Here is a 16,245-nt window from a genome sequence, read left to right as displayed (position 1 = left end):
AACAAACTTATGATACAAAATTATTTGAAAATCGCCTGGCGGAGCCTATTAAAAAATAAGGTTTATAGTGCGATCAATGTGTTCGGGTTGGCCATTGGCATCACCACTTGCATGCTCATTACGTTGTACGTAATGGACGAGATCAGCTACGACAAGCATCAAGTGCACGGTGAGCGGATTTATCGGGTTGCGTCGCAGGTGCAAGGCGAAAAATGGGTGGCAGCACCCGGGCCAATGGCAGCGGGTTTGAAGCGTGATTTTCCCGAAGTGGAGCAGGTAACGAGGTTGCTCAGGATGCCGGGCATTGACAAGTTCCTGTTAAAAAACGAAACGGGCGAGAAGCAGTTTTACGAGACAAACGGCTATTACGTCGACTCAACCTTTTTCCAGATTTTTACTTATGATTTTAAATACGGCGATCAGAAAACGGCTTTGAATCAGCCTAATTCGATCATTATCACGGAGGAAATTGCCAGTAAGCTGTTTGGTAATGTCAATCCGGTCGATAAGATCATTAAGGTTAACCTTCCATTTGCGGTGGGTTCGTATACAGTCAAAGGTGTGCTTCGGAATAATGATCATAAATCGCACATTCCAGCCAATATGCTGCTGTCCATGAACAACAGTGATGTGGGGCAATGGGCAAAAGGGCAGACAAACTGGGCGACAAACAACATTTTCCACACTTATTTGAAGCTGAACGCAGACAACAATGCAGATGCTGTGGAGGGAAAGCTGGATGCATTTTTGAAAAGAAACGGCGCTGCGGATTTGAATGTGATGCAGTTCTCCAAAAAGCTGTTTCTCCAACCATTAAGGGACATTTATCTTTACTCAAACTTCGATTTTGAAATTGCACCCAACGGGAACGTCAAATATCTCTACATTTTCAGTTCGGTGGCCGCATTTCTTTTACTGATCGCCTGCATTAACTTCATGAATCTGAGCACGGCCAGAAGTGAAAAGCGGGCAAAGGAAGTAGGCGTAAAAAAAGTGGTTGGGGCGGCCAAAAGTTCTCTGGTAGGGCAATTCTTGTGGGAATCTTTACTACTGAGCACATTGGCTTTGCTGATCTCGCTGCCGTTTCTGGAATTGCTTTTGCCAACATTCAACCAGCTGACCGGTAAGAATTTATATCTGCTGCAGCATCCCGAAATTTTGGGCTATTTATTCGCATTGACCATTGTAACCGGCTTGCTGGCAGGTTTTTACCCGGCTTTTTACCTCTCTTCTTTTTCCCCGATCGCTACATTAAAAGGACGTTTTAAAAGTAATAACTCTGCTGTTTTTGTGCGCAAAGGACTTGTTGTTTTTCAATTTACGGTGTCCATCGTCCTGATCCTGGGTGCAATGCTGATCAGCCAGCAAATGGAATATCTGAGTAATCAAAATCTTGGTTTTAATAAAGGTCAAAAAGTGATTTTGCCGTTGCAAACAACAGAAGCAGGCAAAAATTACAAGGCTTTTAAAAACGAACTTGCCAACATTCCGCAGGTAAAAGCTTCTGCTGTGGGCTCCACTTATCCCGGCATTGAGAATGTGTTGGACATGCTTTTTTATGCGGAAGGCAAAACAATGAAAGAGAATGTGGACGTGAGTTTCGCCAACATTGACAATGATTACATCAAAACGCTGGGCATTAAGTTGCTGCAAGGCAGGGGCTTTTCCAATGCATTCAGCGCCGATTCCAATGCGCTGGTCTTGAATGAAGTTGCCGTTAAAAAGCTTGGCTATAATATTGGTAATGCCGTAGGGAAAAAGATATATTCCGATTTTCACGACCGGAAAATAACCATGACCATTATTGGCGTCGTTAAGGATTATCATTTCGAATCGTTGCAGCATGAGATAAAACCGCTTGCGTTAACAGTTTCACCGTTTTTTAGCTCAACAAACACCTATCTCATCGTGGATGTGCACGGAGGCAATTACGGCGCGTTGATGGGAAAAATAGGCGATGCGTGGAAAAAAGTAAATCCGGGTTCACCATTCGAATATTCCTTCCTGGACAGTGACTTTCAAAAAAACTACGAAAAAGAAGAAAGGACATCCAGGCTTATCAGATATTTCTCTTTGATCGGCATCGTCATCGCTTGCCTCGGGTTATTTGGTTTGGCCACATTCACCGCCGAACAGCGCACCAGGGAAATTGGCATCCGAAAAGTTTTAGGCGCTTCGGTGCTGGGTATAACGGGACTGCTCTCGGCGGATTTCTTGAAATTGGTTTTCATTTCCATTGTAATCGCTACGCCGATTTCCAGTTGGGCGATGAATAAATGGCTGGAAAATTTCGCTTTTAAGACCGTCGTTTCCTGGCAAATCTTCGTTGTCGCGGGCATAGCGGCCATTTTGGTTGCATTTGTTACCATTAGTTTTCAAAGTATCAAAGCCGCATTGACTGATCCCGTAAAAACATTGAAAAGTGAATAAAAATAAAAAGCCATGCTAAGAAATTATCTCAAAATCGCACTTAGGAACCTGCTCAAAAGCAAAGGTTACTCGGCCATTAACATTGGTGGATTGGCCATCGGAATGGCTGTCGCAATGCTTGCCGGACTTTGGATCTACGACGAATTATCATTCAATAAAAACCATAAAAACTACGATCACATCGGGATGATCGTAGTGGATCAGGTGTTTGGAGGGGAATTACAAACGTCAAAATCGGTTCCTTATCCATTTGTTCAGGAGCTAAAAACCAATTATAGCGACAACTTCAAATACATTGTGCCATCCACCCACACCAGTGACGGCATTTTGACAGTGGGCGAGAAGAAACTGAACAGAAAAGGCCAGTTTATTGCCGCCGAAGGACCCGAAATGCTGTCCCTGGAAATGCGTCGCGGCTCTTGGGCCAGCTTGCAGGATCAGCAGTCCATCATGCTATCTTCGTCCGCTGCGAAGGCGCTCTTTGGGAAAGTGGATCCCATGAACAAGGTGGTATCGGTCAATTCGGATATGCTTTTGAAAGTTGCAGGCATTTACGCGGATTTCCCCAAAAACTCGCAGTTTTACGATGTTCATTTTCTTGGAAGTTGGGATTATTTTATTGCTAACAATCGCTATATGCGTGAAAAGCAATGGGATAACCATGCACTAAACCTATATGTGGAAGTCAAACCAGGGGTGGAATTTGCGAAAGCTTCAGCGGCAATCAAAGATTCGGAATTGAATGTGATCCGGCACCTGGATAACATGAAAAATGAGGCTGCTACAAATCCGCAAATGTGGGTGCACCCCATGAGCGACTGGCACCTTTATTCCAATTTCAAGAATGGACAAGTGGACTCCGGGCCGGTGCAATATGTGTGGCTCGTGGGCGTAATCGGCTTTTTCGTTCTATTATTGGCCTGCATTAACTTCATGAACCTGAGCACGGCCCGATCCGAAAAGCGGGCCAAAGAAGTAGGCATTCGCAAGGCGATCGGGTCGTTGCGTTTGCAGTTGATAGGCCAGTTTTTTTCAGAATCATTTCTGGTTGTATTGCTGTCTTTTGCTATCGCCATGATCCTCTTAAATTTGTCATTGCCCTGGTTTAATGATCTGTCCGCCAAGGAAATGATCGTGCATACAACCAATTCGTATTTCTGGCTGGTGAGCATTGCGTTTATCCTCATTACGGGATTCCTGGCTGGAAGCTATCCCGCATTGTATCTGACGTCTTTTCAGCCCGTGAAAGTCTTGAAGGGCAGCATTATGCATGTCGGGCGTTTTGCTTCGTTGCCCCGTAAAGTGCTGGTTGTAATGCAGTTCACGGTTTCAATTGCATTAGTGATTTGTACGATCATCATTTATAGCCAGGTGAATTTTGCCAAAAATCGTCCGGTAGGCTATTCGCGTGACGGCTTGCTGATGATAGAAATGAAGTCGGATGATTTTTATAAAAAGTCGGAGCTGATCAGTGCTGAGTTAAAGCGGACGGGCGTAGTCGGGGAAGTTGCTTTGTCCCAAAGTCCGGTTACGGATGTGTGGTCACAAAACGGCGGTTTTAGCTGGAAAGGCATGACGATGGAAAATCCGCCTGGTTTCAGCACGCTGACCGTCTCGCCGGAATATGCAAATGTGGTGCAATGGAAATTTGTTGCAGGCCGAAATTTTTCGGGAAATCTGGCCTCCGATTCTGCCGGATTTGTTATTAATGAAACAGCCGCAAAGTTGCTGGGTTTCAAGCAGCCAGTTGGGGAAACATTGAGCTGGCAAAGCCATTGGATGACGAATGATGTCAAGAAGGATTTCAGGATTTTGGGTGTGGTGAAAGATATGGTCATGGAATCGCCGTTCCAAAAAGTAGCACCGAGCGTTTTCTTTTTGTTTGGAGAGCCCAACTGGATCAATATCCGGCTTAACGATGGTGTCAACGCCAGTGCTGCATTGCCTAAAATAGAAGCAGTGTTTAGGAAGCTTACGCCGACTGTGCCCTTTGAATACAAATTTGCCGATCAGGAATATGATGCAAAGTTCCGTTCCGAAGAGCGGATGGGTAAGCTGGCTGGTTTCTTTGCCTCGCTAGCCATTTTTATTTCCTGCCTCGGACTTTTCGGGCTTGCCTCATTCGTAGCCGAACAACGGACAAAAGAAATAGGCATCCGCAAAGTTCTGGGTGCTTCCGTTCGTAATCTATGGCAAATGTTATCTCAGGATTTTATACAGCTTGTGGTCATTGCCGCCATAATCGCGACACCGATCGCCTGGTATGCCATGCAGGAATGGCTGGTGAAATACGCTTACCGGACTGAAATTTCCGGGTGGATATTTGCCGGAACAGGCCTGGGTGCGCTCATTGTCACATTGTTAACTGTAAGTTATCAAGCCATCCGCGCAGCAATGCTGGATCCCGTGAAAACATTGAAAAGCGAGTAAGTCGGGCAGTCGGCGATCAGCAGGCAACTATCGATGCCAACCGCTGATCGCCGACTGCCGTTTAATAATATTGAAATAATTTATAGGTAGGAAATCTTTGTATAATCGTCTTTATCTTGCGGGGAAATCCTTCATTAAAGTGCGTTATGCATAGGTTTAGACTGATTTTTTACACCACTATTTGCCTGTCTATATTCCGATGTCTGTGCGTCAATGCGCAAACAGGAGATGTATTGCCCTTAGGCTTAAAAGCTGGACTGGAAGCCGGTGCATACATTTCGTCCCCCGAAACAACCCCCTTCTGGCTGCGCACCAACCAATTTGGCATTGTGCCCAAGACCGGCCCTGCCGGACAAATTCAAGGTTCGGTCCGAAGAGATTACGTTTTTTTTGACAGCCTTTCTAATCGCCCGCAAAAGATGGATTGGGGATTTGCAGTGAATCCGGTCCTTACGTATAATGATCAGGATCAGTTCAAAGTCCTCCTGCCCGAAGCACATGTGAAGGCAAGGTTCAAAATGCTTGAAATTTATGCAGGGAGAAGGCGGGAGGTGATGGGTTTGGGGGATACAACATTGTCTTCCGGCTTTTATGCAGGTTCCGGAAATTCGCTTCCTATCCCGAAAGTGCAGATTGGAACGATAACCTTTGTTCCGTTGAAATTTACACGCAATTTTCTGGCTGTGCATGCGGGTTTCGCGCATGGATGGTTTGATGCAGATTATATCAAGGGCGTCAGGCTTCATCAGAAATTTCTTTATTTCAGGCTCGGGAAGGTTAAATCCAAAAGCAAATTTTACTTTGGGTTGAACCACAATGTGCTTTGGGCTGGACATTCCGAAGAGTTGAAAAATCACCCGGAACTGGCATTGAATGGTGAATTGCCGTCCTCCTGGAAGTTTTATCCCAATGTCGTGCTGGCCTACACATCCAAAGACTGGTTTACCAAAAACGGTTACGGGTCATTTGACAGTTACCGGCTGGGGAATCATTTAGGAAGCTATGACTTTGCCTTCGAAACGAAGCTTGGTGACAACCAATTGTTCATTTATCACCAGCATCCTTTTGAAGACGTTTCGAGCATGATTTTTAAGAATGTACCCGATGGCTTATTCGGCATTAATTTGAAAACGGGTGTATTGCCCAATGCGGGCTTTGCTGTCACGCGCCTGACGCTGGAATTCCTGACAACCAAAGACCAGTCGGGCTCCTCCTTTTACATTCCCGGAAGCACTTACCAGGGCGCCGATAACTATTTTAACCATTCTCAATATTCAAAAGGCTGGTCGTATTTCGATCGCACCGTCGGCACGCCGTTTATTGTGCCTGGTAAGGATATGGATCAGTCCAATCCGACCAGTCGGCGCTATTTTCCCGGAAACCGTGTCAATGTCTGGTACGCGGGCGTGCAGGGAAGTTTGGGGAATACGCTTGCATTGACATTAAAGATTTCTTACAGCCGTAATTTTGGGATGCCGGGCGATGCGTTTAATCCTGTTCGTGGCCAGTTATCTTCTTATCTGGCCGGCGAATATGTATTTCCTCATTTAAAAAAGACCGCTTTAATAGCAAAATTAGGACTGGATAACGGAGATCTTTTTGTGAATAGTGCAGGCGCATATTTTGGTATCAAAAGGACCTGGTAGCAACAAAATCCTGAGTTGTTCACAGCCGAACAGGGTTGTCCGATTTCGGACAACCCTGTTCGTTTTTTGGCGGATAAGACATTGATAATTAGCTTATTGATGATATTGGCACAAATTTGTTGCTGACCACTTATCTTATTCCTGTCATACCATGCTCAAAAATTACCTGAAAATTGCTTTTCGCAATATCTGGAAGAATAAAGTCTTTTCCGGGATCAACATTATAGGCCTTGCGATAGGAATGGCCGCCTGCATTCTCATTATGGTTTTCGTTTTTTATGAAAACAGTTTTGATACAGTCCACTCCAAAAATATTTACCGGCTCGATGAAGTCCAGAAGTTCAAAGGCATGGTGGCACCTCAAAAAGTGGCCCTTTCCATGTTTCCCATGGGCCCGACGCTTAAAAATGAATTTCCCGAAATAAAGAATTTCGTACGCATTAAAAAGTTTGATAACGTCGCAATGCTGTATCAGGAGAAAAAATCGGAGTTGACGAGTGCGCTTTGGGTCGATGCAAATTTTTTGGAAATGTTTGATTATAAGCTTATTGATGGCCAAAAGGGGAATGTGCTGAAAGAACCTAATTCAGCGGTTCTTTCGGAAAAAAGCGCTGCTAGCATTTTTGGAAATCAAAATCCGATCGGCAAGTCCATCATTCATTACGGCGAAGACACGCTTACATTCAAAGTAACCGGTGTGATGAAAAACGTTCCGGCCAATTCGCACTTGCAGTTCGAAGCATTGTTTTCGTTCAGCACGATCATCAAGCCAAATTATATGGATAACTGGGGAGGGAACTGGCTGGTTACTTACCTGGAACTCGCTTCGGGCGCCGATATAGCCGCGCTGGAAAAGAAATTTCCCGCTTACCTGGGCAGGCACATGAGCAAAGAAAACGCCAGTTATTATGAGCTTTTCCTGCAACCGCTCGCCGATGTGCATGGAAAGTCCACCGAGATCACTCACGATTATATCAATTACCAGAAGTTTGATCGCAGTTACACGTACATATTTTCCGTGATCGGCATTATTGTGCTGGTCATCGCCTGCGTTAATTTTATGAATTTATCGACGGCCCGTTCAACTGGCCGGGCGAAGGAAGTGGGTATCCGGAAATCGATTGGTGCACAGCGGTTTCAGCTGGCCGGTCAGTTTATAGGCGAGTCTGTTCTGCTGGCTTTTATGGCTTTGGTGCTGGCAATCCTGATGGTGAAGCTGTTGGTTCCTGTCGTGAGTAATTTCAGTCAGCGTGCACTTGACTTCGCCTTTTTTACCAATCCTTCGCTACTATTCGGCATCTTGTTCGGGACCGTTGTGATAGGCATATTTTCGGGATTGTATCCGGCTGTCTTTCTGTCGTCGTTTCAGCCGATCCTGGTTTTGAAAGGCACATTAAAGACCGGAAAAGCCAGTTTCCGCAATTGGCTGGTCATCGCGCAGTTTTCAAGTGCCGTTTTCCTGATCATAGCCACAGGCTTTGCGGTCAAGCAATTGCGCTATATGGAACAAAAAGATCCTGGTTTTGATAAAGAACAGGTTGTAATCATTCCACTCGACTCGAAATCCGGCCCTAAATACCAGGCGCTTAAACAAGAATTGCTGTCCAGCTCATTTGTGTCAGGCGTCACAGGCTCTCAGCAACGCCTGGGCAATAACCTGCATCAGACCGGCGTCACTTTTCATGGCGAAGGCCCGCAGAAAGAGATTGCCTCTTCCCAAGTGGTTGTGGACCCCGATTATTTGTCTTTGTATAAAATTAAGATCATTGCCGGCAGGAATTTCCGCGAAGATGCCGCGGACAACGCAAAAGCCTACATTGTAAATGAATCGCTGGCGAAAGAACTTTTGAAAGACCAGCCCACATTGACCCTGCAAACATTAATAGGGAAGCATTTTGGTTTCTCAGGCATGGATTCCGCGGGCGTGATCGTGGGTGTTGCAAAGGATTTCAATTTCAACTCCTTGCATCATAAAATAGAAACGCTTTGTCTTTTTAATCAAAAGGATTGGGGTTATGAGGAAATGTCGGTGCGGATCAAAGGCAAGGATGCGAAGCAGGCCATTGCAGGCATTCAATCTGTATGGAACAACATTGTGCCCGAGCAGGATTTTAAATATTCATTCCTGGACGATCACTTTGCAACATTGTACAAGGCTGACAGTCAGGTAAGTGAGATTGTAGGCATTCTTGCTGGGCTGGCAATTTTCGTATCTTGTCTCGGCCTGTTCGGGCTTGCTTCGTATTCGGCCGAGCGTCGCGTCAAGGAAATTGGCGTACGCAAAGTCATGGGAGCATCCGTTGCCGGCATTGTTGCGCTGCTTTCCAAAGACTTTTTAAAGCTCGTCGTCGCTTCCATTCTCATTGCCACGCCCGTTGCCTGGTGGGCGGTGAGCACCTGGCTTAAAGATTTTGCGTACAGGATCGACATTGAATGGTGGATTTTCGCGCTGGCCGGTGCGCTTTCTGTGGTGGTTGCGCTGCTTACCATCAGCTTTCAGAGCATTAAGGCGGCATTGACAAACCCCGTAAAGTCATTACGAAGTGAGTAACTCAGATTTTTATTGCTAAACACCTCAGCTATGTTGCATCTCTAATCTATAACAATCATGAGCCATATTGCCATCCCAATCCCACCGCTTCAAGGAAAGCAGGAGATTAAAGTTGAAGTAACAATCAATGGTATCAAGCAAAACTTGTTTTACCGCGTTGAACTTTTTTATTGGGAAGACTGCTCAAATCCGGTCGCGCACCGTGCTGACTGCATAAGCGAAATGCTTTCGCATCACGATCCGGAATGGACGGTTTATTACATAGGCGCGCCCAATGACGATTTTGTGCCAATCACTTTTGTGAAAAAAGAGAGCCGGAACCTGCTCAGGGAGGCGGTTGCTTAGGTTTGAAATAAAACATCTTATCCCTTTCGAAATCTTTATTTGCATCAATGTTGCATTATTGAATCTTGCGGTTCTATATTTGCATCAATGTTGCATTTAAAGATTTTTTTATGAAAAAGAATTTATTCAAAACACTTTTAACCCTTGGTCTGGTTTTCGCGCTCGCTTCCTGTGATAAGGACGATGATAACCCGGTTGATCCAGTCGCGCAAAGCGAATTCAAGTTCATCCGCATTCTCGTGAACGACGAGGTTAGCAGGGAAATTTCATTAGTAGATCCTGTTAAGCTTACGGTTGAAAAATTCGAAGCACAGTTTCCGAAATCTGCATTGTACGGCACGCAAGCGGGTCGTTTTGGTGCGTTGGTGAATGGTGCCAACAATCACGTGCAACTTTTTGACACCGGTTTCGAAGGGCACGGTGATCATGTCGACGTAAAAGGGACGCCCAAATTTGGTGCACTAACGGGCACGGGAAATAAGCCGACGCATTTTAAAAGCAAAGGCGACGAGATTATCACTTTCAATGATGGGGACGGGACGCTGGCCATTGCCAAGGAAGCGGATTTCCACACGCCGGGTGCTAAAATGACGATCATTAAAACCGGAAATGTTGCGCACCACGGCGCCATGACCAAGTTTGACAATGGCACTTATGCCGTTACAGAAAAAGATGGTTCCGTGGCCGGCACATTACCCGAGCGTGTGAAGATCATTGACGCTTCGGGCAAGACACTTTTCGCGTCCACGCTTCAGACAAAGGGCATTCATGGCAATGCCACCAATGGCTCGGTTTCGTTATTTGGCTCTTCCAGCGGAATTCTGGTCGTGGAACCCAGCGGCAAACAGAGGTTAATCGCGCATCCGGCCGACTTTGGGGATGCCTGGTTCGGATCTATTCTGGAAGCAAAAGGCGCAGGGAAATTCATCGGATACACCGCTGCAAAAGGTGCATATTTAATTGATGTTGCTGCAAACACTGTGACGCCAATTCTCGCCAGCACAGACATTATGCAGGCCAAAGTGGATTATGCAGGAAATAATCTGGTCATCCTGCTGCACAGCGGCGAATTGCAGATTTTTGATTTAAAGACAAATTCGGTAAAGAAAACCGGATCCGTAATCCCGGCCACGGTGAAAGAAGAGACGCAAAAGCCTCAACTGGAAGCAACTACGCGCTTTGTTTACCTTACGCAACCCAAAAGCGGAGAGTTGCTGCGGATAAATGCGGACGATCTGTCGAAGGTCGAAAAAATCAGAGTTTCAGCCACGCCTTATCGTTTGAGCGTGCTGGGTATTGAGTCAGACGAAAGCCATTAGCCATGATAAACCTTTCGGGTTGTAATGATCCGGAAGGTTTTTAAAACCAAAATTTCTCAGATTCCGGCAGCGGCTTCCAGTTGTTTTTTGGCTCGAAATGATTCCAGATAATGGCAGAGAGCTTGCGGATGAGCGCATAGCCTTCGTTGCTTTTTTGCCACGCCTGGTCCTGTTGATTTTTTGTTGCCACACAAAACACATAATCCCCGTGCGGCGCATGAATGACAAGCACTTCTGACTTGGCCTGGTTAACGGCCCCGCTTTTCGCAGCGATCCTGATGCTGGGCGGAATTTGCGAAATGGCCTCTCCATCCCAAAACTGCATTCCCAAATAGCGGTACATACGCTCGCTTGCCGCCGGGCTGATTGCGTTACCATTGCGGATCATGGCAACAAGTTCGGCCATTTCCCGGGGCGTGGTTTGTCCCCAGCCATATTTAGCCTGGTTTTCTTTCCGCCCCGGCGTGCGCGAGTTGACGCGTATGTTGGCAAATCCGTTGCTTTCCAGCCACTGGTTAATGGTTGCGCCGCCGCCTGCCATTGCCTGGAGCCACAAACTGCCGGTATTATCACTCAGCGAAATCATCAGATGTACAATTTTCGGCAATGCGATCCGCGTGCTATCCTTAAATGATCCCACAATGCCATTGTCGTATTTCAAAGAGTCGCGATAGATCAGTTCCTGAGTGAATGCGACTTCGCCACGATTGATTTTATCAAAGATCCCACACAATATCGGCACCTTCACCATGCTGGCCGTTGGGAAAATGGAGTCTGCGTTGACTTCGGCAATGCGGTTTGTTTTCAGGTTGCGCACATAGATCCCTGCTTCCCCATGAAACCCGGCCATCGCAGCCTCGAGCTTTTTGACGAGCTTATGGTCCACTGATATTTTGCCAACAGCGGAGGGCTGGGCTCTGGCGAATAATACAGAAAACAGAAGGAGTGAAAGCAGATATTTTCTCATTATTTATTCTTCTTTTCTTTTGGATCTACAAATTGAAGATAACCCCAGTATTCCGGGTAATGCATGTTTATGATGCCTTGCGGGGACCATACCCAGTTATATTCGGGCAGGACTTTGCCGGTATCAACGTTTCTTTTTCTCGTGTATTTTCCGTCTTCGGACACTTCGTGCTGCCAGTTCACCCTGGAAAAGTTGATCCGCCACTCCGAGCCGTTGGCTGGAATAATGGCAGGCACATGCTCATTGGTGAGCGATGCGAACGGGATGGCTATTTCCAAAGTCCAGCGCTTGTCCGTGTCTTTGGCATTATTGACCGTTCCTTCAATACTTACCGCCGATTTAAGGTCCTTAATGTCCCATTTCAATTGTGCGCGGCCACCTTTTTTGTACGTTTTAGGCAAGAAAAGGTCAAATGTGTTGTTGATGGCATTTACTTCCAGCTCATAATAATTTTCTCCATCCCCATCGGGATCAATGAACACTTCAAAATCGTTTTCAAGATAAACGATCTGGTCCTTCTTCTCCTGATAGGCCCAGATATGTTCTTCTTCAATCACTGCGGCAATGTATAAATATGCATCGTCCCACAACATTTTGGCTTTTGTATGCTGGTAGGGAAGCGGTTTTTTGTTTCCTTCTATGTCTACGAACTGCGCAGTCCAGGGCGCTTTTTTCCAGGATCGCTCATCCAGGTTGCCGTCGATTTTGATTGGGCCAGCAGTTTTTGGACTAATGTATTTTTTGGGTGAATCCGTTTGGCCAAATCCTGTTGTAAGCGTGACGAGGTTAGCAAAAAGGAGTAACGATGTAAGGTTTAGGAAATTTATTTTCACTTGTATTGTTTGTCAGTAGCCAGCAAATCACTGGCTTTCATTGGATTACTTAATATTTTTTCAAATGCTTTCCAGCGTTTTCCGGAATCCTGGCCAGCCGTTCCTTCAATGTAATTTTTCACCAGGTCTTGTCCGTAATTGTAATTGATGACATAGCTTCTGTATTTTTTGATAAATCTGAGATAATCCGTAGCGCCTTTTTCAGTCAGCAGGCAATAGTCTGTAAGCCAGCGTAATGCTTCTTTGTCAGTCATGGATTTATTAACAAGGCCTCTTGCCACTTCATTCCTTGCATAATTGAGCGCTGACCCGATTTTAAGCGCTTCAAAATAAAGATGCGCACCCGTTGTATCTATACCCGCGAGGGGCATGAGAACCTGTTTGCAGTATTGCTCCTGAGAGTCGCCGGGGAACGCAATGGAAATGCCATAATTGGCGCTTCCTTCCGCAATCAGCGACTGGGGACTAAAAAGCGGATACAGTGAAATTTCCAGAGCGCCCTTATCGTGATAAATGTTTTTTTCCAAAAGCGCATTGAAAACATGATGGCCCGGATAACCTTCGTGGCAAGCCAGATCAATGGCCCTTTGGATGAAAATAGGCTGACTGATGTTGATCTGGATCAGGCTTTGGTAATTGCCTTTATACCAGTTATATCCCGACCAAGGCTTGTCTGTCACATATTCCAGCTTGAAATTTTCACCGGGAGGCAGTTTGTAATGTTGCAAAGTACGCTTTCTGGCTTCCGCAATCGCAACCCGGAAAACGGTGTCAATCTTATCCTTGGGAAGCAAAAACCGCGAGGCGATTTTTTGAAAACGGTCGGGGAGGGGACCCTTACCCGGCAACATGCTATCCATTCTCGCGATCAGGTCCTGGAAATGTTTTTCATCATAAACAGGCGCAACAGCATCGAATAATTCTTTCGATTCTGTATCAAATGCGGCACTTTCGCCGGAAAAAATCCTGATCCTCCGCTCGAATGCGGTTAACTGCGATCCGAGCCAATCCGCCCGGGAGCGAATGGTGTCATTGGTTGAAGCAGCACGCAGCCCGGCAACTTGTTTTTTTAAACCGGAAACTCTCAGGATCAGGCTGTCTTTCGGAAAATCGGATGTGTCATTCAAAGCGGCAGGACGGAGTGAATCCGGGCCATAATAAGCGTCTACGAAGTCGGGATCATATTGTCCGATGCTCAGCCCCAGTGCCACATATTCCTGGCCGATTTGTTTTAGCTTTTCCTCATCGACGGAAGACTGTTTTCTAGACGAACAGGCGATGACCGTACACACCGAAATGCATGCAAGGATGTTTTTAAGGGTCATTCGAATAAGCAGTTAAATGAAACACCAATTCCCACATTGGGTGTAAATTACACACATTGATTGTAATCGGAAGTGGAATAATATTAATAATATCACAAAATCAAGCTATGGATCCCGTAACGACGAACCCAGATAATATTAAATATATGGCTGCCAGGTATACCTACACAGAACAAGAGCTGACTTCTCTTCTGAAATCCAACGATCGTGCTGCCTTTGAATATTTGTATGATCACTATTCTTCGGCCTTGTACGGGATCATTGTGAAGATCGTAAAAGACGAGGAGCGCGCCTGTGATGCGATGCAGGATACATTTCTTAAAATCTGGAAAAACATTGGCAGCTATAATGCCGAGAAAGGGACATTGTTCACATGGATTTTAAATATTGCCCGCAACACGGCTATCGACAAGTTGCGTGTAGAGGTTAAAAAAGAAAAGGTTGTCAAGCTTGAATCGGTGCGTGATGGGGATCTTTCTCCTGCAACCATATTTAATCCGCTTCCTGCAACGATTGATCTGCGGTCGATCGTGGAGCGCCTGCTTCCCGAACGCAAATTGCTGATCGAAATGGTGTACTTCCAGGGTTACACGCATGAAGAAGTTTCGGAGCGGCTGAGTTTGCCGTTGGGGACTGTTAAATCCCGGATTCGTAAGGCGTTGCAGGAACTACGTCAAGTATTTGAGGTGGATACACCCGAAGCTATTTTCGCCTGATGCCCCAATCCATATTGTTTCTATCTCTCTCCTTCATTTTTATATCCCTACTTCCCGATTTGGTGGATTACTTTTGGAGGTTTGGGCCAAAAGCGCACATTTGAAAGTCTGCCGGCATTTTTCCGACGTCCTCCATGTGTTAGACGAATGGATCAAAGGTCACGCGGGTTTTGCACAGGCTCCATAATCTCCCAATTAGCAGTCTGCTTTTTTTACGGCCCATCGTGCGCTCCTCCATTCGTAATTAACGGGTGAAGGCTTTTCTTTTATAATATGTTGCTAACTTTCCGGCTCATAATGTTGAATCAGTGATCGGGGACATTCATTTCAGTAAGCAGGATTTTGGCGATGATTTTAGCTGGGGAGTGGCCACAGCCGCTTATCAGATTGAGGGCGCGGTGGACGAGGATGGCAGAGGGCCATGCGTTTGGGATAAGTTCGCCAAGATCAAAGGGAAAATCAAAAACGGCGATAATGCGCACATTGCCTGCGATTTTTACCATCAATATGAGAGCGACATCGAGCTTGTCCGGACCCTTGGATTCAAGGAATTCCGGTTTTCCATTTCCTGGTCGCGCATTTTGCCGCATGGGTTTGGCGAAATTAACGAGGCGGGCATCGCATTTTATAATCGGGTGATCCACAAATGCCTGTCTCTGAACATTATTCCCTGGATCACGCTTTATCACTGGGACTTGCCACAAGCGCTGGAAGATCTGGGCGGGTGGAAAAGCAGAAAAATTCTGGAATGGTTTGAATCCTATGCCACTATTTGTGCAAAAGCATTTGGCGACCGGGTGAAAAAGTGGATTGTATTGAACGAACCCATGGCCGTTGCGGGGCTCGGTTACACCACCGGGCTGCACGCCCCGGGGAAAAAAAGTATTGCGAATTTCCTTCCGGTTGTGCACCATCTGGCTCTATGCCAGTCCATTGGCGGCCAGGTGATCCGGGACAATGTCGCAGGGGCTTATATTGGAACGGCCATTTCCTGCTCCTATGTGCATGCGGCAAGCCAGAACCTGAAGGACCTGCGTGCTGCAAAGCGTGCTGATGCGCTGATGAACCGCCTGTTTATCGAACCTGCGTTGGGTTTAGGTTATCCCATCGATGCTTTTGGGTTTTTAGGCAACATTAAAAGATATATGCACGCCGGGGATGCCGAACGGCTTCGTTTTGACTTCGATTTCATTGGGATACAGAATTATTTCAGTGTTGTCGTGAAGCATTCCTATTTTGCTCCGGTGGTTTGGCTGAAAGAAGTGCCCGCAAGACTGAGGAATGTCCCGGTAACGGCCATGGGCTGGGAAATCAGCAGTGATGGCATGTATGATATCCTTAAACAATTTGATGCTTATAAAGGCATCAAAGAAATCATCGTTTCAGAAAACGGTGCAGCATTTCAGGATAATATTGATGGAGATGAAGTTCGGGATATCGATCGCAAAATTTTTTATCAGAACTATTTAAATGCGATCCTGAAAGCAAAAAAGGATGGCGTCAATGTGAAAGGCTATCTGGCCTGGACGCTCGTGGATAATTTTGAATGGGCAGAAGGTTATGATGCCCGGTTCGGACTGGTTTACGTAGATTTTCATAACCAGAAGCGCATGATCAAGGATTCAGGTAAATGGTTTGCATCTTTCCTGAAAGCCTGAAACGCTGCGGGTAAATGTGGTTGAT

General features: G+C 46.0%; 11 protein-coding genes. 8 read left to right on the top strand and 3 right to left on the bottom strand.

The window, feature by feature from the left end; translation table 11 throughout:
* The first annotated feature begins 9 nt into the window (after positions 1 to 9).
* The 6 genes from MUK70_RS17455 to MUK70_RS17430 all read left to right on the top strand — a co-directional run bounded on the left by MUK70_RS17455 (position 10) and on the right by MUK70_RS17430 (position 10,721).
* A complete protein-coding gene (locus tag MUK70_RS17455; protein ID WP_234654101.1) occupies positions 10 to 2,430 on the top strand; it encodes an ABC transporter permease in 2,421 nt (806 codons plus the stop codon).
* A gap of 12 nt (positions 2,431 to 2,442) precedes the next feature.
* Positions 2,443 to 4,860, top strand: a complete 2,418-nt coding sequence (locus MUK70_RS17450) for an ABC transporter permease (protein ID WP_234654099.1) — start codon at positions 2,443 to 2,445, stop codon at positions 4,858 to 4,860.
* Between the two features lie 233 nt (positions 4,861 to 5,093).
* A complete protein-coding gene (locus MUK70_RS17445) occupies positions 5,094 to 6,506 on the top strand; it encodes a capsule assembly Wzi family protein (protein ID WP_234654096.1) in 1,413 nt (470 codons plus the stop codon).
* A 151-nt stretch (positions 6,507 to 6,657) separates the two neighbouring features.
* Positions 6,658 to 9,057, top strand: coding sequence for an ABC transporter permease (locus MUK70_RS17440; protein WP_234654094.1), 2,400 nt, complete (start codon positions 6,658 to 6,660; stop codon positions 9,055 to 9,057).
* 57 nt (positions 9,058 to 9,114) lie between these two features.
* The gene (locus MUK70_RS17435; RefSeq protein WP_234654092.1) at positions 9,115 to 9,402 is read left to right on the top strand and encodes a hypothetical protein; all 288 of its coding nucleotides are present in this window, start codon (positions 9,115 to 9,117) and stop codon (positions 9,400 to 9,402) included.
* 110 nt (positions 9,403 to 9,512) lie between these two features.
* Positions 9,513 to 10,721 carry a hypothetical protein gene (locus MUK70_RS17430; RefSeq protein WP_234654090.1) on the top strand — a complete coding sequence of 403 codons (1,209 nt, stop codon included), beginning with the start codon at positions 9,513 to 9,515 and terminating at the stop codon, positions 10,719 to 10,721.
* Between the two features lie 40 nt (positions 10,722 to 10,761).
* Here MUK70_RS17430 and MUK70_RS17425 read toward each other — a convergent pair whose 3' ends face one another.
* From MUK70_RS17425 to MUK70_RS17415, 3 genes are read right to left on the bottom strand one after another with little or no spacing between them, the layout of a single operon-like run.
* Positions 10,762 to 11,688: a serine hydrolase gene (locus MUK70_RS17425; protein WP_234654088.1), complete on the bottom strand. Its 927-nt coding sequence runs from the start codon at positions 11,686 to 11,688 to the stop codon at positions 10,762 to 10,764.
* Positions 11,688 to 12,521, bottom strand: a complete 834-nt coding sequence (locus MUK70_RS17420; protein WP_234654086.1) for a carbohydrate-binding family 9-like protein — start codon at positions 12,519 to 12,521, stop codon at positions 11,688 to 11,690. The genes MUK70_RS17425 and MUK70_RS17420 overlap by 1 nt, the downstream gene beginning before the upstream one ends.
* Entirely contained in the window at positions 12,518 to 13,846 is a 1,329-nt protein-coding gene (locus MUK70_RS17415) for a hypothetical protein (protein ID WP_234654084.1), read from the bottom strand. Before MUK70_RS17415 ends, MUK70_RS17420 begins: the two co-directional genes overlap by 4 nt.
* Positions 13,847 to 13,992: 146 nt before the next feature.
* Between MUK70_RS17415 and MUK70_RS17410 the strand changes: the two genes are divergently transcribed.
* Together MUK70_RS17410 and MUK70_RS17405 are read left to right on the top strand one after the other, a co-directional pair.
* Positions 13,993 to 14,562 carry an RNA polymerase sigma factor gene (locus MUK70_RS17410; protein ID WP_234654082.1) on the top strand — a complete coding sequence of 190 codons (570 nt, stop codon included), beginning with the start codon at positions 13,993 to 13,995 and terminating at the stop codon, positions 14,560 to 14,562.
* 308 nt (positions 14,563 to 14,870) lie between these two features.
* Positions 14,871 to 16,220, top strand: a complete 1,350-nt coding sequence (locus tag MUK70_RS17405; RefSeq protein ID WP_234654079.1) for a GH1 family beta-glucosidase — start codon at positions 14,871 to 14,873, stop codon at positions 16,218 to 16,220.
* Positions 16,221 to 16,245: the final 25 nt, after the last annotated feature.

The organism is Dyadobacter chenwenxiniae, from assembly GCF_022869785.1.
In the GTDB taxonomy this organism is placed as follows: Bacteria; Bacteroidota; Bacteroidia; order Cytophagales; family Spirosomataceae; genus Dyadobacter; species Dyadobacter chenwenxiniae.
This window is presented reverse-complemented; position numbering and strand designations above follow the sequence as displayed.

Bases quoted from the DNA above. Each gene is read 5' to 3' on its own strand.
- MUK70_RS17455 (WP_234654101.1), top strand. From the start codon at position 10: ATGATACAAAATTATTTGAAAATCGCCTGGCGGAGCCTATTAAAAAAT.
- MUK70_RS17450 (WP_234654099.1), top strand. From the start codon at position 2,443: ATGCTAAGAAATTATCTCAAAATCGCACTTAGGAACCTGCTCAAAAGC.
- MUK70_RS17440 (WP_234654094.1), top strand. From the start codon at position 6,658: ATGCTCAAAAATTACCTGAAAATTGCTTTTCGCAATATCTGGAAGAAT.
- MUK70_RS17435 (WP_234654092.1), top strand. From the start codon at position 9,115: ATGAGCCATATTGCCATCCCAATCCCACCGCTTCAAGGAAAGCAGGAG.
- MUK70_RS17430 (WP_234654090.1), top strand. From the start codon at position 9,513: ATGAAAAAGAATTTATTCAAAACACTTTTAACCCTTGGTCTGGTTTTC.
- MUK70_RS17425 (WP_234654088.1), bottom strand. From the start codon at position 11,688: ATGAGAAAATATCTGCTTTCACTCCTTCTGTTTTCTGTATTATTCGCC.
- MUK70_RS17415 (WP_234654084.1), bottom strand. From the start codon at position 13,846: ATGACCCTTAAAAACATCCTTGCATGCATTTCGGTGTGTACGGTCATC.
- MUK70_RS17410 (WP_234654082.1), top strand. From the start codon at position 13,993: ATGGCTGCCAGGTATACCTACACAGAACAAGAGCTGACTTCTCTTCTG.